Source organism: Rhizobium acaciae (assembly GCF_025941625.1).
Classification (GTDB): Bacteria; Pseudomonadota; Alphaproteobacteria; order Rhizobiales; family Rhizobiaceae; genus Rhizobium; species Rhizobium acaciae.
This window is the reverse complement of sequence record NZ_JAPCZO010000026.1, coordinates 30,301-46,618: the sequence shown is the minus strand read 5'-3', so window position 1 is coordinate 46,618 and position 16,318 is coordinate 30,301. Positions and strand designations below refer to the sequence as shown.

Here is a 16,318-nt window from a genome sequence, read left to right as displayed (position 1 = left end):
CCGTCAGCCCGCAGACTGTACGGACAATGAACCGGTGTCGGATGTGTCGAGCAGACTAAAGAGCTGGCTCGCCTGGCTTTCGGTGACGTCCTCGGGCTTGCTTGCCATGAACTCGTCCAATGTCACGAGCCCGTCTCCATTCGTATCGAGATCGGAGAGCAGGGATTGAGACTGGTCGTCTTCTGCGGGCGGCGGCGGTGGCGGTCCTTCAGAACGTTGCGACTGCTCGGCCGACATGGCCTCTGTCAGCGCATCGACCGATAGCGAACCCGCTCCTTCGCTGTCGAAGCTGTCAAAAAGCGTGCCGGCCTGGTCGTCCGTCACATCGGACGGCCGGCCTGCGACGAACTCGTCCTTGCTGATGGAGCCGTCGCCATCGGTATCGAGATCGGAGAGCAGGGATGCAAGATCGTCGCCGCCGGGGCGTTGCGACTGCTGAGCGGACATGGCCTCGGCGAGCACATCGACCGATAGCGAGCCAGTGCTTTCGCTGTCGAAGCTGTCGAAAAGCGTGGTGGCCTGGTCCTCCGTCACGTCGGACGGCCGGGCCGCGACGAACTCGGCCTTAGTCACGTAGCCGTCGCCATCGCTGTCCAATTGGGCAACATCCATGCCTTCGCCGCCATCCTCATCCTCGCCGGATACCGACTGATCGGAGAAGCGGTTCATCGACAGCGTCATCAGTTGGGACAGGAGTTTGTCGGCGCTGCTGGACGCGTCTTCATCGAGCTGCCCGCTTTTGGTTGCTTTTGCCGACGAAACCGTATTAGAGGATAGGATCTCCTCGGACGCGGATGTCGGGTACTTGCTATAGGAATAGGAAGAGACTGATGTTGCAGCGGAAATGGTCGTCATAAGCGCTCCATCGCTAGGAGGGTGAGGATGCAACGCATTACAGAACTGATAAGTTCTCTAAATCGAAATCACTAATGCCACAACCGAAAAAATTGCCCCTCAGAAATCGTAGTCTACGTTCTCAGGTCGTCGGCACGCGTTTCGGCAGGGTGGTCTAGACCGCCATGGATATTATCGACGAACCTGCGGACGAGCCGCGCAAACGCGGTCGACCGAAAGTTTCCAGCGACGAGGATAAGCGGGCGCATATCGTCGAAGTCGCCGGCCGCGTTTTCGTCAAATACGGTTATGCCGGAAGCACGACCGCGATCGTCGCCTCCGAGGCGGGCGTTTCGAAGCAGACGCTCTATAAGCTGTTTCAGAGCAAGGAAGAGTTGTTTGCTGCCGTGGTCGGTGCGCATCGACGCCTGATGCTCGATCTGCCCAGGCCTGCCGAAGATATCTCGATTGCCGCGAGCCTCGAGCGCATTTTCATGATCGATATGGATGAGGACAAGGATGCGGATCGCACCGGATTCCTGCAACTCGTCTTTCGCGAAGCGGCGCAATTTCCCGAACTTGTCGATATCCTGCAGCGCGAAGGCATGCTTGCCAGCCGCCAGCATCTCGCCGACTGGCTGAGCGAACGCCGGTCGGAAGGCAGATTGACGCTGGACGATACGGCGAGCGGAGCCCGGATGCTGATGGATATGATCCTCGGCGGCATGGGTCCGCCGGAAGGGCGCGCTCAGGCCTGGCCCGATCGGGCTCAACTGTTTGCCCATCTTCGCCGCTGCATTGCCATCTTTGCCGCAGGCGTCGGCGCCACCTAAAGCGCTCAGATTCGCTCCTCGCGCTTTCGCCCGGCAGAACAAGATCCCTTGACTTTCGCTTCCAATTCCGCATTGGATTAATTATAGAACCATAGAGTTCTATTAAGTTGATTCGGTCACATGTACGTGGCTGCGCTTCGCCATGACCGGCGATGACATTCCCGCAGAGATGAAAATGTTCACCCGTGACTGCCGACAGGCTTTCGCGCGGCACCGCCGTGCCTATGAAAGGGACAGACGTTGGTTTCCACCTATGTAAGCTATCTCACGGTCGCGCGAAATCTGAACGCCAGCCTCTCGAACGTGGCTTCACAGGCAACGGTTGCCCGCGACAGCGCCTACTACAAGGAAAACATCGACAAGGTCACGACCGCCGATGAATTCATGAGCGATTACAAGCTTTATTCCTATGCCATGAAGGCCTACGGCCTTGAAGACATGACATATGCCAAGGCCTTCATGAAGAAGGTGCTGGAGAGCGATCTCAGCGATTCATCGAGCTTCGCCAACAGCTTGAGCGACACCCGTTATGCCGAGTTCGCTGCCGCCTTCAAATTCGCTGGCGAGACGAAGACGGCGCAATCGGACGTGCAGCGGGACAATCTGCTCGATGCTTATGAGGAGTCCTTCGACACCGAGGCGGAAGATATCGCCGACGCGACGGACTATTTTGAAGAGAATATCTCGTCGATCACCTCGGTCGACGATCTTCTGTCGAGTTCGAAGCTGAAGAACTATGTGCTGACGGCTTTCGGGCTCAGCACCGAATATACCTCGACCAGCTTCCTGAAGAGTGTTTTGACGAGCGATCTCGACGATGCCGATAGTTTCGTCAACCAGCTTGACGACGAGGTCTATGTCAACCTGGCGAAGGCCTTCAACTTCAACGAGGATGGCTCGACCGACGGCGACGTGATGTCGGAAGATCAGACTTCGCTGGTCACAAGCGCTTATGCGGTAGCCTCGGCAACGATCGCTTCCTCGGAAACCGGGGAGGCCTATGACACTTATTTCGCGGCGCAAATCGGCAACATCACCTCCGTCGATGAGTTGATGAGCGACGTCAAACTGGTTTCCTATCTGAGAACTGCCTATGGGCTTACCGATAGCGAAACGGATAACTTCATTTCTGCGGCGCTGAAAAGCGCCGACATCGCCGACGCGATCGGCTTGTCCGAGCTGCACGATGCCTTCAATTTCGATGAAGACGGCGCGCTTGCCGATGGCGACACGGCCCAGACATCGGAACAGACCGCCGCCACCACGGCGGCCTTCGATGAAAATTATGAAGTGCTGATCGCCAACACCGACACTGAAGACGCCGTCGACAACTATACGACGCGCATCGCCAGCGTCACCTCGATCGATGATTTCCTGGTGTCGAATGATGACGACGACGATGACGACAACGACGATCTCCCGGAACTGTGGGAAATGGCGTTGCGAGCGTATGACATAGACCCGGACAGCGTTTCGAGAAGCGAGGTCCGGAAAATTCTCGAAAGCGATCCCTCGGACTCGAAAAGCTATGTCAACAGCCTCGACGACGACCGGTTCGTCGCCTTTCGCAAAGCCTTCAACTTCGACGATAATGGCGACGTGACCGTTCCGCTGCAGGCCATGTCGGAATCCGTCGTCGACGACTATGCTGCCTATTACAAGCAGAACAAGATCCGATACCTCGAAAGCGACGAGCTGACGGAAGCGACCGACGCGGCGGACGAGGAGATCACCTATTTTCGCGAGCAGATGGCGACGATCACCACGGCCAGCGAATTCCTGGCCGATGATCGTCTGGTTTCCTTCGTGCTCGAGGCAAAGGGGCTCGATCCTGATGATGTCACGTCGGACGCGTTGGAAGAGATGTTTTCTTCCGATCTCGACGACGAAGACAGTTACGTCAACAAGCTGGACGACAATCGTTTCGCCGAACTCGTCGGCGCGTTCAATTTCGATCAGGACGGCAATATTTCGGCCGATCCGACCGGGACGGTGCAGCAGCGCGGCGACGTGCTGGAGACGATCGACGCCTATGTCAGGCTGACGCTGGAGGATGATCAGGGCGACAGCAACACCGGCGTGCGCCTTGCCCTCTACTTCCAGCGCAAGGCGCCGGAGATCTCGAGCGCCTACGACATTCTGGGCGACAGCGCGCTCTTCGAGTTTTTCACGACCAGCTTCAACCTGTCCAGTTACGTCTCGAACATGGACGTCGATAAACAAGCCGAGATGATCGACAATTTTATCGACATCGAGGATCTGTCGGATCCTGACAAAGTCGATGATCTGATCAAACGCTTTACTGCCATGTATGATATGGCCAACGGCACAGGCACCACGTCGACGGCGCTGTCGATCCTGACCGGCTCGGCGACGATAAGCGCCGATACGCTGCTTGCGATGGCGCAATTGAAAAGCGGTTGAGCGGCCTGCAGGCCCCCCGTTCCCGGAGAGCCTGCATCGCTGCCCATGGCAGGGCAGGGGGCCGGCTGCCTTTGCCCGGATGTGGCTGATGGACGCAGCGCTGGTTGAAAGCAAAATATCCTGCACGTTATATTCATAATTAAATCCCCGTTAATAAGCATAAGCGAATATTCGTGACATGGCTGGACCAACAGCAATGAAATCTAGGGGGATTGCGCGTGAGTATTCTTGATCGTGGTGCAAATGCTGTCGCGGCTCTTGCCGCTTTATCGAATTCGCAAGCCATGATCGAGTTTGATCTATCGGGCAGGATCCTCACCGCAAACGAAAACTTCTGCCGGGCGCTCGGCTACGAGCTGAGGGAGATTGTCGGAAAACATCACAGCATGTTTGTCGAGCCTGCTTATGCATCCTCAACGGAATACAAGGCTTTCTGGACGAAGCTCGCAGCCGGGAAATTCGACCAGCAGCAATATAAGCGTCTCGGAAAAGGCGGGCGCGAGGTCTGGATCGAAGCATCCTACAATCCCGTGTTCCGACGCGGGAAGCCGGTCAAGGTCATCAAGATTGCAACTGATATCACTGCGCAGAAGCTGAGGTCTGCTGAGGATTCGGGCAAGATCGATGCATTGTCCCGGGCTCAGGCGATCATCGAGTTCACGCCGGCCGGCGAAATCCTGACCGCGAACGACAATTTCCTGTCGACGCTTGGTTATTCGCTTGCCGAAATCCAGGGCAAACATCACTCGATGTTCTGTGAAGCCGACTACTCGAGATCGGAGGCTTACAAGGAATTCTGGCGGAAACTAGCGAGCGGCCAGCTGGTTGCCGACGAATTCATGCGCGTGGGCAAGGGCGGACGGAAGGTCTATATCCAGGCTTCCTACAATCCGATTTTCGACCTGAACGGCAAAGTGTTCAAAGTCGTGAAATTCGCAACCGATGTCACGGCGCGCGTCGAAAATGTCGAACAACTTGCCCGTTGCCTGACGAATCTTGCGGACGGCGACCTGTCGCAGATGATCCAGAAGCCTTTCATTCCTTCGCTGGAAAGGCTGCGTGCCGACTTCAACAGCGCCTCGGGGAAGTTGAAGGGCGCAATGACGACGGTTGCCGAAAATGCCAAGGCGATATCAGCCGGTTCCAACGAAATTCGCACAGCGGCCGACGACCTGGCAAAGCGTACCGAGCAGCAAGCTGCATCCGTCGAAGAGACGGCCGCCGCCCTTGAGGAAATCACGACGACGGTCAAGGATTCGAGCCGCCGCGCGGAGGAGGCCGGTCAACTCGTGGGGCGCGCCAGAAGTCACGCCGAGCATTCCGGCCAGGTGGTGCGTGACGCCATCGGGGCGATGGACCAGATCGAAAACTCGTCACGCGAAATTTCCAATATCATCGGTGTTATCGATGAGATTGCCTTCCAGACGAACCTTTTGGCGCTCAATGCCGGCGTAGAGGCGGCACGAGCAGGGGAGGCGGGCAAGGGTTTTGCGGTCGTTGCCCAGGAGGTCCGTGAGCTGGCGCAGCGGTCGGCGAAAGCTGCCAAGGAGATAAAGAGCCTGATCACAGCGTCCGGTTCCCATGTCGCAAACGGCGTCGCCCTCGTGACGAATGCCGGATCCGCGCTCCAGGAAATCGCCAGTCAGGTTCACGAAATCAATACCAACGTCACAGCGATCGTGGAGGCGGCGCGCGAGCAATCGACCGCGCTCGGCGAGATCAGCCAGTCCATCAACACCGTCGACCAGGGAACGCAGCAGAATGCCGCAATGGTCGAGGAACAGACGGCCGCGAGCCACGGCCTTGCCCGAGAGGCTGCCGCGCTGTTCGAGCTTCTTGAACAGTTCCGTTTCCACGATGCGCCGAGATCCAGGTCTTCGTTTGCGCAGGCGGATCGTCATCCTGCCGCACCGACGGCTTTGAAAGTCGTTCGTAATTCGCCCCTCGCATCCGTCCAGCACGGGTCGGCCTCCGCCGCGCTGAAGTCCGACTGGGAAGAGTTCTGATTACGCTGACTGAGCCATTCTCGGCAGTATTGGCGGCAATCAATCGAGCGACCACGAGCCGGGATAGTTCGGCTTGCGACGCTCGATCCACGCGTCGAGCCCTTCGCGCAAATCGGCGGTTGGCGCCATCCGGGCGAATTGTTCGCCTTCGATCAACAGCCCCTCCGCGATGCTCTGGTTGATGCCGCGCGTCACCGCCGTCAGAATGCTCGCCGCCGCCAGCGGTGAATGACCCAGAATGCGCCGCGCGAGGTCGTGGGCGGCCGGCATGAGAGCGTCATGCGGGACAACTTGGTTGACAAGGCCGAGTTCGAGGGCGCGCTGCGGGGAGAATGCGTCGCCCGTCAACAGCAGTTCGAGGGCGCGCTTGCGCCCGGCCAACCTCGGCAAACGCTGCGTTCCGCCAAAGGTCGGCGGCATTGCGAGATTGATCTCGGGCTTGGCGAACAGGGCGCGTTCGCTGGCGATGGCGAGGGGCACAGCCTCGGTGATCTCGCAGCCTCCGCCAAAGGCAAGGCCGTTGACGGCGGCGATGACGGGTTTTCGGAAGGCTTCTAGCCGCGCAGTTAATCGCTGTCCGCGCGCGACGAAATCGCGCATGGCGACATCGGCGCCCTGCGCCAGGCTTTCCGAGAATTCGTAGATATCGCCGCCCGCCGAGAATGCCCGCTCGCCTGCGCCGGTGAGGATGATCACCCGGATTGAACTGTCGGTTTCGATGGCGTCGAGGATCGCGAGAAAGCGGTCTATCAAGGCGTAATTCAGCACATTGAGCTTTTCCGGGCGATTGAGAGTGAGCGTGGCGATTCCGTCGCGGCTGTCGATCAAAACAGTGTCGGCCATTCGGTTTTCCTTTCCCGTATGCTGCGTCAGGAGAAGTATGCCGCCGGTCGATGCTTGTGTATATTCACTAGTCGGTATACATAACGGCATGATCTCACCTGCAATTCCAACGCGCGAACGCATTATCTCGGCCGCCGCCAAGCTGTTTTACAACGAGGGCATCAGGAGCGTCAGCGTCGATGCGGTGGCTGAAGAGGCCGGCGTCACGAAACGCACCCTTTACTACCATTTCGCCAGCAAGGACGACCTCATCGGAGCCTATCTGGAGGCGCGCGACCAGCCCAACCTCGCTCTGTTCAAACGCTGGTACGCGGAAACGACGGGCGAACCGGCGGATAAGGTGCAAGGCATCTTTCGCAATCTCGCCCGCGCGGCCCGCCATCCGAAGTGGAAGGGCTGTGGCTTCCTGCGCACCTCTGCGGAACTCGCCAATATGCCCGGCCATCCAGCCATGAAAGTCGGGATTGAACACAAAAAGAGGGTCGAGGCCTGGTTACGCGTGACGTTCGAGGCGGCCGGAATCAAGGCGGAAGCGCCGCAACTCGCCCGGCAGATCGTCCTGCTGCTCGATGGCTCGTTCGCCGTCGTTCTGTTGCATCGCGATCCGACCTACATGGAAGCGGCAGGCGAGGCGGCTGGTTCACTGATCCGCGCTGCGACCGCAAACGCAAACGCGTGAGGCGCTCGCTCTGAAGACCGCATCTTTCGCTTTCGGCATGGCCTGAGGTCGCTGAGCGGGAAGAGCACGATGTTGAGCCTCTAAACAACAAAACAATGCTGCACTGCCGAAAAAATCACCACGCGCGCCGCTGCGCGTTTTTTCAGCATGACCCATTGACAATTCATCCTTGATGGCACTTCATAACATTGTTCCAGTAAAACAGACATGCGTCCATTATACTGGAACAATAGGAATCATCCATAAGGGGAACGCCATGACCATTTCCTTTCGCACCGGCGTGATGTCGCTGGCAGTCGCCGCTCTGTTGTCCACGCCTGCGCTGGCCGAAGGCAGCAAGCTCGATGAAGTGCTGGCCCGCGGCCATCTCGTCCTCGGCACGGGCAGCACCAATGCGCCTTGGCACTTCAAGAGCGCCGACGACAAGCTTCAGGGATTCGACGTCGACATGGGCCACATCATCGCCAAGGCGCTCTTCGGCGATCCTGAAAAGATCGAGTATGTGAACCAGTCCTCCGACGCGCGCATCCCGAACATCACCACCGACAAAGTCGACATCACCTGCCAGTTCATGACCGTTACCGGCGAGCGCGCCCAGCAGGTTGCCTTCACCATTCCTTATTATCGCGAGGGTGTCGGCCTGATGCTCAAGGCGGATGGCAAATATGCCGACTACGCCGCCCTCAAGGCGGCCGGTTCCTCCGTTACCATCTCGGTTCTCCAGAACGTCTACGCCGAGGCGATGGTGCATGCGGCATTACCGGAGGCGACCGTCGACCAGTACGATTCCGTCGACCTGATCTATCAGGCACTGGAATCGGGACGCGCCGATGCTGTCGCCACTGACCAGTCGTCGCTTGCCTGGTACATGACGCAGAATCCGGGTCGCTATAAAGATGCCGGCTACGGCTGGAACCCGCAGACCTACGCCTGCGCCGTCAAGCGCGGCGATCAGGATTGGCTGAACTTCGTCAACACCGCCCTGCACGAAGCCATGACCGGCGTCGAATTCGACTTTTACGCCAAGTCCTTCAAGACCTGGTTCGGCAAAGATCTGACGCCGCCGCAGATCGGCTTCCCGGTCGAATTCAAGTAACAGCCATGCGGAGCGGGACATGTTTCCCGCTCCGCATTCAAAGAGTGAGAGCATGACGTCGTCCGAAAATCGCTCAGACTTTTCGGCATCATGCTCTGGTCTGAAAGGGCGGCCCGTATGGGTTACACGTTGAATTTCGCTGCCGTCTGGCGCAATTTCGATTTTCTTTTGAGCGGGCTCGCACTCAGTCTCGGCCTTGCGGTGATCTCGATCCTGATCGGAGCCGCGATCGGCCTTGTGGTGGCCTTCGCGCTGACGTCCAAAAGCCGCTTTGCGGTCGTGCCGGCGCGAGTCTATGTCACGGTCATCCGCAACCTGCCAATTCTCGTCCTGGTGCTTTTTGCCTTTTTCGCGCTGCCGCAGATGGGGCTGCGCCTCGACAAGATAAAGAGCTTCGTCCTGGTCCTATCGCTTTACTCCGGCGCCTATCTGGCCGAGGTGTTCCGCGCCGGGCTGCTGTCAATCCCGAGAGGATTGACGGAAGCGGGTCTTGCCATCGGCCTGACGGGGATGCAGATCCGCAGTTCCATCATCGCTCCGCTGATGCTGCGCAACGTGCTGCCATCGCTGTCCTCGACGATCATCTCGCTCTTCAAGGACACCTCGCTTGCCGCCGCCATCGCCGTGCCGGAACTGACGTTTGCTGCCCGCAAGATCAATGTCGAGAGCTTTCGCGTCATTGAGACCTGGATGGTGACATCGGCGCTTTATGTCGCGACCTGTTTCCTCATCGCCGCCGTGATGCGCTTCGTCGAGCGCCGTCTGGCCCTGCCGAGATAAGCCGATGTCCCACACCTTTCTCGAACAACTCTGGATCGCCCGCTACGTCATTATGAACGGCATCGGCGTGACCGTGTCGATCTCCCTGCTGGCCATCCTCGCGGGTTCCGTACTCGGTGTTTTCGTCGGCTTGGCGCTCGTCTATGGCGGCATTGTTTTGCGTCTGGCCGTGCGCGCCTATACGGACATCATCCGCGGCACGCCGGTGCTCGTGCTCGTGCTGGCGAGCTACTATGTCTCGGCCGCCGTCGGCCTCGATCTCGGGCCGTTTTCGGCCGGCGTGCTCGCCCTTGCCATCTTCTGCTCCTCCCATGTCGGCGAAATCGTGCGCGGGGCGCTTCAGGCAATCCCGAAGGGGCAGACCGAAGCTGCCAAGGCGATCGGCCTGACCTTTACCCAGACCTTCACCTCGGTGCTGTGGCCACAGGCCATGCGCCAGTGCCTGCCGGCCTGGGTGAATACGGCGGCCGAGATGGTGAAAGCCTCGACACTGCTCTCCGTCATCGGCGTCGCCGAGCTTCTCCTACGCACGCAGGAGATCATCTCCCGCAATTTCATGAGCCTCCAGTTCTATTTCCTGGCTGGCGGTCTCTATTTCATCATCAACTATGGCATCGAGCACTTCGGCAAATATGTCGAGCGCAAGACCGCCCTGCCGTCCTGAGGAGACTTTCCGATGGCCAAGACCATTCTCGACATCCAGGGTCTGCGCAAGACTTACGGCATCCACGAAGTCCTCAAGGGCGTCGATTGCACCGTTGAGGAGGGCGAAGTCATTTCCATCATCGGCTCGTCCGGCTCCGGAAAGACCACCTTGCTGCGCTGCATCAACATGCTCGAAGAGTTCCAGGGCGGCACGATCAGCCTCGACGGCGAGGAGATCGGATACCGCGCCGAAGGCGCGACGCGGCGCCGCAAGAGCGAGAAAGAGATTGCGCGCCAGCGCGCGCTGACCGGCATGGCGTTTCAGCAGTTCAATCTTTTTCCGCATATGAGTGCCGCTGAAAACGTCATGCTCGGCCTCGTCAAGGTGAAGAAAATGACCAAGCCGGATGCCCGCGCCATCGCGGAAAAATGGCTCGATCGTGTCGGCCTTTCCGCCCGCTCGAACCATTATCCCGGACAGCTTTCCGGCGGTCAGCAGCAGCGCGTCGCGATCGCCCGCGCCATCGCCATGTCGCCGAGGCTGATGCTGTTCGACGAAGTGACTTCCGCGCTCGACCCGGAACTGGTGGGCGAAGTGCTCCAGGTCATCAAGGGACTTGCCGCCGACGGCATGACCATGCTGCTCGTCACGCACGAGATGCGCTTTGCCTACGACGTTTCGTCACGGGTCATCTTCATGAACCAGGGCGTCATCTGCGAGGAGGGCGATCCGAAGGACATGTTCGTGCATCCGAAGACCGAACGGCTGGCGGAATTCCTCAAGACCTCGAGTTTCAACTAATGCATGTCGCCCAAAAGTGCGCAGCGGTTTTGGGATAACGATTTGCATAAACAAAAACTTAAAGAAAGATCCCGTGACGGTCCGCTCTGCGGATCGTCATGGGCGCTCAGTCCAAGGATCGACAAGCTCGATCCCCAAGCCCTCGAAATCCTTTATATTGCGCGTGGCGAGGGTGAGATCGTGAGCAATCGCGGTGGCGGCAATCAGGCCGTCCATTGACGACAAGCCGCGTCCGCTTCGCTTTGCGAGCCCCATCAAGTCTCCCCAGGTTATCGCAACCGCCTGGTCTACAGGGATGACACGCTGCTCGAAGCGCTGCGGCAGGTCCTGGGCAAGCCATTCAGCCAGCGCGTCGCGCTTCCGACCGCTTTCCATCAATGCAACACCACGCCGGATCTCCGCGATCGATACGGTGCTGATGAATGAGCGATCCTCGTCGAGATCGTCCAGCCATTGTAGGACATGTGCATCGGGACGCGGCCTTGTCACCTCGGAAAGCACATTGGTGTCCAGCAGAAGTCTCACAGCTGGAGATCACGCGGTTCGTCGCGCTGCCGTTCGAGGTCCAGATCGGCGCCACGCAGCGGCGATTGCATCAGAAACTCTGCGAGGGTGCCCTTGCGCGCGGTCTTTCGCTGCCATTCCTCGGCCGAAACGACAACGACGCTCGGTTTACCGTTGCGCATGATCGTTTGCGGCGTTGCTTGCGCGCGTTCGATAACCTCAGACAGCTTGGCCTTCGCACTGGCGACGGTCCAACTTTTATCCTCTGGTCGTGATGGCTGCATTCGCTACATCCTGACTATAGTGACTAACATGACTATATAAGCCGAAACGGTCTAGCCGCAAGCAACTTTTCGGCAGGGAAGGGGCTTTGCCGGCTTTCGGCGGCCGACGCTGAGGAGTTTGCAAGGAATTGCGGGGACTCGCTCAATTTGCGCTCAGTCTGCATTCTCAGCGTGCAAATTCCAGGGGGAGGGATCCGAGACATCTTGGAAATCCTGAATACAGGATTTTGGCACGAGCTTTGCTTTCCTGTCTTGTATGCAAGATAGCCACACATCTGAGAGCACGCAGAAGACCATCGAGGAGACGATCGTCTCCGGGATTCTTTCAGCCAAAATTCGGCCTGGGACGCGTCTCAGTGAAAACCAGCTGGCAACGCTTTTCAGCGTGTCTCGAACCCGCGTCCGTGAAGCCATGATGCGATTGGAAACACGCGGTATCGTGCATGTCAGTCCGAGACGAGGCTGGTTTGTCGTCGAGCCGTCCGCTGAAGAGGCGATCGCGGTCTATGAGGCACGGCGCGTCATCGAGGCCGGATTGCTGCGCAGCATGCGCGTATTGACGGACGAGGGAAGCAAAGCTCTCGACGTGCATTTGAAAGAGGAAAAGACCGCAATGGCTGCGGGCGACCGCCAGCGCCTGACCTATTTGATGGGCGATTTCCACATCCGCATCGCAGAATTGAGCGGGAACGCCATCATCGTCGATATCCTCCGCGATCTCACCGCGAGGACGATCCTCATTTCGATGCTCTATCAGTCTGAATTTCACGCAGCACAGTCTCATGACGGGCATTGCCGCATCTTCGAGGCCATGCAAGCGGGCGATTTCGCCAGAGCTGCCGAGCTCTCTATCGAACATCTGGACGAAGTGGAAATGGGCCTCGACCTCACCACGCGCCCCGATCCGCTCTCGGAACTGCGCAGTTCCCTGTCGCTTCCTCCCAAGACTATGCCCACGGTCTCCCAACTGTCAGAACCAAAAACCCCCAACTTCAAAGGAGCAATTAAACCATGCTGACAAGACGAGTCTTCTTCGCAATCGCGACCCTGGCTGCAACCTTCGGCTTCGGCTCCGCGTCTTACGCCGATGCTCTTGCCGACATCACGGCGCGCGGTACGCTGCGTGTCGCCGTTCCGCAGGATTTCCCGCCCTTCGGCAGCGTCGGTACCGATATGGCGCCGATGGGCTACGATATCGATGTAGCCAATCTCATTGCCGAGAAGCTGGGCGTCAAGACCGAACTCGTGCCGGTCACCAGCGCCAACCGCGTTCCCTATCTGCAGACGAATAAGGTCGATCTGGTCATATCAAGCCTCGGCAAGAATGCGGAGCGCGAAAAGGTGATCGATTTCACCACGGCCTACGCACCCTTCTTCAACGGTGTGTTCGCGCCTGCCGATGTTTCGATCGCCAAGGTGGAAGACCTCGCGGGCAAGAGCATCGGCGTCACGCGCGGCGCTGTCGAAGATCTCGAGCTGACGAAGATCGCGCCGGCCGACGCGACGATCAAGCGCTACGAAGACAATAACGGCACTATCTCGGCCTTTCTGTCTGGCCAGGTCGACACCATCGCGACCGGCAACGTCGTAGCTGCTGCGATCCTCGCCAAAAATCCTCCCAAGCGCCCTGAGATGAAGTTCCTTATCAAGAACTCACCCTGCTACATCGGTCTCAACAAGGAACAGGCAGCTCTTCTGGAGAAAGTGAACGGCATTATCGCCGCCGCAAAAACCGATGGCACGCTGAACGCCATATCGCAGAAGTGGCTTGGCGCCGATCTTCCGTCGGATCTCTAAGGGCCGGTCTCACGGATGTCATCCCGCGCCCGCGCGGGATGACATGACGCTCCGTCGCCACAAGAGGGGACAATTCCTTGAGTTACCATTTCGAATTCGGCTGGCTGCTTGAATATTATCCTGAGATCATCAAGGGCATACTGATCACACTGGAGCTTATCGCCATCGGCGGCGTGCTCGGCATATCGCTCGGCATCTTCTGCGCCTGGGTGCGTGCACTCGGCCCGACCTGGCTGAAGCCTGTCGTGGCGACCTATGTCGAGCTGATCCGCAACACGCCGTTCCTCATCCAGCTCTTTTTCATCTTCTTCGGCCTTCCGTCGCTCGGCCTCCAGCTTTCCGAACTGACGGCCGCCAATCTCGCGATGGTCGTCAATCTCGGCGCCTATAGCTGCGAAATTATCCGCGCGGGCATCCAGGCAACCCCGAAGGGCCAGTTCGAGGCAGGCGAGAGCCTTGCCATGACGCGCTTCGAAACCTTCCGGCATGTCGTTCTCGTACCATCCCTGCAGCGCATCTGGCCGGCGCTGTCGTCGCAAGTCGTCATCGTCATGCTCGGCTCATCGGTCGTCTCGCAGATCGCCGCCGAGGATCTGACCTTTGCCGCGAACTTCATACAATCGCGAACCTTCCGCGCCTTCGAAGCCTACATCGTCTCGACAGCCATCTATCTTGTGCTGGCGATCCTGCTCCGGCAGGTGCTGGCGGTGGTCGGCGGGTTCATTTTCCCGAGGAGAGCAGCACGATGATCGAGTTCACACTCTGGGACATCCTGCGCAACCTGCTGCTCGCCACCCGCTGGACGATCCTGCTTTCGCTCGTCTCGTTCATCGGCGGCGGCGCGGTCGGACTGGGGCTGCTGTTCCTGCGCATCAGCAAGCGCAAGGCGTTCAGGGTAGTCGCAAAATATTACATCGAGCTCTTCCAGGGCACGCCGCTGCTGATGCAGCTCTTCATCGCATTTTTCGGTCTCGGCCTCTTCGGGATAGACGTACCGGCCTGGCTTGCTGCAGGATTGGCACTCACCCTATGGAGCGCCGCCTTTCTCGCCGAAATCTGGCGAGGCTGCGTCGAAGCGGTCGTGAAGGGTCAGTGGGAAGCCTCCGCCAGCCTCGGCATGGGTCGGTTGCAGCAGATGCGTTATGTCATCTTGCCCCAGGCACTGAGGGTCGCCATACCGCCGACGGTCGGTTTCTCCGTTCAAATCGTCAAGGGAACGGCGCTGACCTCGATCATCGGTTTCGTCGAATTGTCGAAAGCCGGCACGGTGGTCACCAATGCCACTTTCCAGCCCTTCACCGTCTACGGGCTCGTCGCCCTCATCTACTTCGCCCTTTGCTGGCCTTTGTCGAAAAGCAGCCAGATCCTGGAAAGGAAGCTCAATGTCGCTCATCGAAATCACTGAAGTCCGCAAGAGCTTTGGCACCACCGAGGTGCTGAAAGGCATCAATCTCGATGTGGAGGCCGGCGAAGTTATCGCCATTATCGGCAAGAGCGGTTCAGGCAAATCGACCCTGCTTCGCTGCATCAACGGCCTGGAGACCATCACCGACGGCTCCATCTCCGTGGCCGGCGCGCAGCTCGTTGATGACGAAGTGCATCTGAAGGCACTGCGCCTCAAGGTCGGCATGATCTTTCAGCAGTTCAACCTCTTCCCGCACCTGACCGTCGGCGGCAACGTCATGCTGTCGCAGACCGTGGTCAAGAAGACCCCGAAAGCCGAAGCCGAGGCGACCGCCCGCAAGATGTTGGAGCGGGTAGGGTTGGGCCACAGGTTCGACGCCTATCCGGACGAGCTCTCGGGCGGCCAGCAGCAGCGTGTCGCCATCGCCCGTGCACTGGCCATGCAGCCGACTGCACTTCTTTGCGACGAGATCACCTCGGCGCTCGATCCGGAACTGGTCGCCGAAGTTCTGGCCGTCGTGCGCGAACTCGCCGCAGAGGGAATGACACTGCTGATGGTAACGCACGAGATGAAGTTCGCCCGCGACGTCTGCAACCGCGTGATCTTCATGCATCAGGGCCGGGTCCATGAAGCAGGCCCGCCGGAGGAAGTCTTCGCCAAGCCGCAGACAGCGGAGTTGAAGCAATTTCTCGGTGTCAACTGAGAGGCAGTGACAATATCGGCGCCGCCGGTGATCGCGGCCGACCGTCCTCAGGACTTCGGCCGAGGATGTCCCATCAACGCTGCATACTCTCTGTCGGTCAATCGTTCGATTGTCCTCAGCTGTGCGGGAATATCCATCCGCTCATGCAAGACCGCGGCAATGACGAAGGTTGAGTCGTCAACGACGATGTATACGGCGTAATGGTGTTCTATCTTGTGGAGCCGGAAGAGCGAATTCCCGGCGCGCTCGTCTTTCTTTATCCCTACGCGGGCATAGGCTTCGGGGATGCCTTCAAATCCCGCCCGCAGCAAGCGGCCATATGCTTTGGCCTGTTCGGTGGACCATTTTCGCGCCGTTTCGCGGACTGCCAGACGGTAGTTATCAAAGGCGGTCGGCAGGATCAGAACGCGAGGAGCCACTAGCGCAGTTCTTCATCCAGCTCCGCGTCGATAGCATCCAGAGCGGAAAGGGGCAGCATCTCTCCGCGCCGGAATTCCTCTTCCGCCCGCAGCAGCGAGCGGATGGCATAGCGGCGATCTTCTTCGCGTGCCATATCTTCGCGAATAAGGGCGCGTACATATTCGCTCGGCGTCGTGTACTGGCTCTTCCCGTTGGCGCGCATATCGACGAAGGCGCGCATTTCATCGGGCAAGCTCACATGCAGGCTGCTGGTCATGTAGCAC

At 58.8% G+C, this 16,318-nt stretch carries 19 protein-coding genes; 13 read left to right on the top strand and 6 right to left on the bottom strand.

Going from position 1 to position 16,318, the window contains the following annotated elements:
• Positions 1-3: 3 nt before the first annotated feature.
• The gene (locus OLZ32_RS31640) at positions 4-855 is read right to left on the bottom strand and encodes an EF-hand domain-containing protein (RefSeq protein ID WP_264396261.1); all 852 of its coding nucleotides are present in this window, start codon (positions 853-855) and stop codon (positions 4-6) included.
• 164 nt (positions 856-1,019) lie between these two features.
• Here OLZ32_RS31640 and OLZ32_RS31635 point away from each other — a divergent pair, with 164 nt between their 5' ends.
• From OLZ32_RS31635 to OLZ32_RS31625, 3 genes are all read left to right on the top strand, one after another.
• Positions 1,020-1,667: a TetR/AcrR family transcriptional regulator gene (locus tag OLZ32_RS31635; RefSeq protein WP_003550211.1), complete on the top strand. Its 648-nt coding sequence runs from the start codon at positions 1,020-1,022 to the stop codon at positions 1,665-1,667.
• 240 nt (positions 1,668-1,907) lie between these two features.
• Positions 1,908-4,091, top strand: coding sequence for a DUF1217 domain-containing protein (locus OLZ32_RS31630; RefSeq protein WP_264396260.1), 2,184 nt, complete (start codon positions 1,908-1,910; stop codon positions 4,089-4,091).
• A 218-nt stretch (positions 4,092-4,309) separates the two neighbouring features.
• A complete protein-coding gene (locus OLZ32_RS31625) occupies positions 4,310-6,097 on the top strand; it encodes a methyl-accepting chemotaxis protein (protein WP_406649123.1) in 1,788 nt (595 codons plus the stop codon).
• 39 nt (positions 6,098-6,136) lie between these two features.
• On the opposite strand, the gene OLZ32_RS31620 is transcribed toward OLZ32_RS31625, so the two are convergent.
• A complete protein-coding gene (locus OLZ32_RS31620; protein ID WP_264396258.1) occupies positions 6,137-6,940 on the bottom strand; it encodes a crotonase/enoyl-CoA hydratase family protein in 804 nt (267 codons plus the stop codon).
• 88 nt (positions 6,941-7,028) lie between these two features.
• Between OLZ32_RS31620 and OLZ32_RS31615 the strand changes: the two genes are divergently transcribed.
• The 5 genes from OLZ32_RS31615 to OLZ32_RS31595 all read left to right on the top strand — a co-directional run bounded on the left by OLZ32_RS31615 (position 7,029) and on the right by OLZ32_RS31595 (position 10,942).
• Positions 7,029-7,619, top strand: coding sequence for a TetR/AcrR family transcriptional regulator (locus OLZ32_RS31615; protein ID WP_406649146.1), 591 nt, complete (start codon positions 7,029-7,031; stop codon positions 7,617-7,619).
• Between the two features lie 256 nt (positions 7,620-7,875).
• Complete coding sequence (locus OLZ32_RS31610) at positions 7,876-8,715, top strand: transporter substrate-binding domain-containing protein (RefSeq protein WP_003550216.1); 840 nt, start codon at positions 7,876-7,878, stop codon at positions 8,713-8,715.
• Between the two features lie 117 nt (positions 8,716-8,832).
• Positions 8,833-9,495: an amino acid ABC transporter permease gene (locus OLZ32_RS31605; protein ID WP_003550217.1), complete on the top strand. Its 663-nt coding sequence runs from the start codon at positions 8,833-8,835 to the stop codon at positions 9,493-9,495.
• Between the two features lie 4 nt (positions 9,496-9,499).
• Positions 9,500-10,159, top strand: coding sequence for an amino acid ABC transporter permease (locus OLZ32_RS31600; RefSeq protein ID WP_003550218.1), 660 nt, complete (start codon positions 9,500-9,502; stop codon positions 10,157-10,159).
• A gap of 12 nt (positions 10,160-10,171) precedes the next feature.
• A complete protein-coding gene (locus tag OLZ32_RS31595) occupies positions 10,172-10,942 on the top strand; it encodes an amino acid ABC transporter ATP-binding protein (RefSeq protein ID WP_264396255.1) in 771 nt (256 codons plus the stop codon).
• Between the two features lie 96 nt (positions 10,943-11,038).
• On the opposite strand, the gene OLZ32_RS31590 is transcribed toward OLZ32_RS31595, so the two are convergent.
• Together OLZ32_RS31590 and OLZ32_RS31585 are read right to left on the bottom strand one after the other, a co-directional pair.
• Positions 11,039-11,467 carry a type II toxin-antitoxin system VapC family toxin gene (locus OLZ32_RS31590; RefSeq protein WP_264396254.1) on the bottom strand — a complete coding sequence of 143 codons (429 nt, stop codon included), beginning with the start codon at positions 11,465-11,467 and terminating at the stop codon, positions 11,039-11,041.
• Positions 11,464-11,730: a type II toxin-antitoxin system Phd/YefM family antitoxin gene (locus tag OLZ32_RS31585; RefSeq protein WP_017991284.1), complete on the bottom strand. Its 267-nt coding sequence runs from the start codon at positions 11,728-11,730 to the stop codon at positions 11,464-11,466. Before OLZ32_RS31585 ends, OLZ32_RS31590 begins: the two co-directional genes overlap by 4 nt.
• Before the next feature lie 256 nt (positions 11,731-11,986).
• Here OLZ32_RS31585 and OLZ32_RS31580 point away from each other — a divergent pair, with 256 nt between their 5' ends.
• The 5 genes from OLZ32_RS31580 (at position 11,987) to OLZ32_RS31560 (ending at position 15,635) form a co-directional block, all read left to right on the top strand.
• Entirely contained in the window at positions 11,987-12,748 is a 762-nt protein-coding gene (locus tag OLZ32_RS31580) for a GntR family transcriptional regulator (protein WP_264396253.1), read from the top strand.
• Positions 12,742-13,527: a transporter substrate-binding domain-containing protein gene (locus OLZ32_RS31575; protein WP_003550224.1), complete on the top strand. Its 786-nt coding sequence runs from the start codon at positions 12,742-12,744 to the stop codon at positions 13,525-13,527. Before OLZ32_RS31580 ends, OLZ32_RS31575 begins: the two co-directional genes overlap by 7 nt.
• Positions 13,528-13,604: 77 nt before the next feature.
• A complete protein-coding gene (locus tag OLZ32_RS31570) occupies positions 13,605-14,276 on the top strand; it encodes an amino acid ABC transporter permease (RefSeq protein ID WP_264396252.1) in 672 nt (223 codons plus the stop codon).
• On the top strand, positions 14,273-14,932 hold the full coding sequence (locus OLZ32_RS31565) for an amino acid ABC transporter permease (RefSeq protein ID WP_003550226.1): 660 nt from the start codon (positions 14,273-14,275) through the stop codon (positions 14,930-14,932). The genes OLZ32_RS31570 and OLZ32_RS31565 overlap by 4 nt, the downstream gene beginning before the upstream one ends.
• Positions 14,910-15,635: an amino acid ABC transporter ATP-binding protein gene (locus OLZ32_RS31560; RefSeq protein ID WP_003550227.1), complete on the top strand. Its 726-nt coding sequence runs from the start codon at positions 14,910-14,912 to the stop codon at positions 15,633-15,635. The genes OLZ32_RS31565 and OLZ32_RS31560 overlap by 23 nt, the downstream gene beginning before the upstream one ends.
• 47 nt (positions 15,636-15,682) lie before the next feature.
• On the opposite strand, the gene OLZ32_RS31555 is transcribed toward OLZ32_RS31560, so the two are convergent.
• Together OLZ32_RS31555 and OLZ32_RS31550 are read right to left on the bottom strand one after the other, a co-directional pair.
• Entirely contained in the window at positions 15,683-16,054 is a 372-nt protein-coding gene (locus OLZ32_RS31555; RefSeq protein ID WP_264396251.1) for a type II toxin-antitoxin system RelE/ParE family toxin, read from the bottom strand.
• Positions 16,054-16,311 (bottom strand): ribbon-helix-helix domain-containing protein, encoded by a 258-nt coding sequence (locus OLZ32_RS31550; RefSeq protein ID WP_003550229.1) that lies wholly within the window; start codon positions 16,309-16,311, stop codon positions 16,054-16,056. The genes OLZ32_RS31555 and OLZ32_RS31550 overlap by 1 nt, the downstream gene beginning before the upstream one ends.
• Between the last annotated feature and the right edge of the window lie 7 nt (positions 16,312-16,318).

Coding starts and splice junctions, on each gene's coding strand:
- OLZ32_RS31640 (WP_264396261.1), bottom strand. CDS start 855: ATGACGACCATTTCCGCTGCAACATCAGTCTCTTCCTATTCCTATAGC.
- OLZ32_RS31635 (WP_003550211.1), top strand. CDS start 1,020: ATGGATATTATCGACGAACCTGCGGACGAGCCGCGCAAACGCGGTCGA.
- OLZ32_RS31620 (WP_264396258.1), bottom strand. CDS start 6,940: ATGGCCGACACTGTTTTGATCGACAGCCGCGACGGAATCGCCACGCTC.
- OLZ32_RS31615 (WP_406649146.1), top strand. CDS start 7,029: ATGATCTCACCTGCAATTCCAACGCGCGAACGCATTATCTCGGCCGCC.
- OLZ32_RS31610 (WP_003550216.1), top strand. CDS start 7,876: ATGACCATTTCCTTTCGCACCGGCGTGATGTCGCTGGCAGTCGCCGCT.
- OLZ32_RS31605 (WP_003550217.1), top strand. CDS start 8,833: ATGGGTTACACGTTGAATTTCGCTGCCGTCTGGCGCAATTTCGATTTT.
- OLZ32_RS31600 (WP_003550218.1), top strand. CDS start 9,500: ATGTCCCACACCTTTCTCGAACAACTCTGGATCGCCCGCTACGTCATT.
- OLZ32_RS31595 (WP_264396255.1), top strand. CDS start 10,172: ATGGCCAAGACCATTCTCGACATCCAGGGTCTGCGCAAGACTTACGGC.
- OLZ32_RS31585 (WP_017991284.1), bottom strand. CDS start 11,730: ATGCAGCCATCACGACCAGAGGATAAAAGTTGGACCGTCGCCAGTGCG.
- OLZ32_RS31580 (WP_264396253.1), top strand. CDS start 11,987: ATGCAAGATAGCCACACATCTGAGAGCACGCAGAAGACCATCGAGGAG.
- OLZ32_RS31575 (WP_003550224.1), top strand. CDS start 12,742: ATGCTGACAAGACGAGTCTTCTTCGCAATCGCGACCCTGGCTGCAACC.
- OLZ32_RS31565 (WP_003550226.1), top strand. CDS start 14,273: ATGATCGAGTTCACACTCTGGGACATCCTGCGCAACCTGCTGCTCGCC.
- OLZ32_RS31560 (WP_003550227.1), top strand. CDS start 14,910: ATGTCGCTCATCGAAATCACTGAAGTCCGCAAGAGCTTTGGCACCACC.
- OLZ32_RS31550 (WP_003550229.1), bottom strand. CDS start 16,311: ATGACCAGCAGCCTGCATGTGAGCTTGCCCGATGAAATGCGCGCCTTC.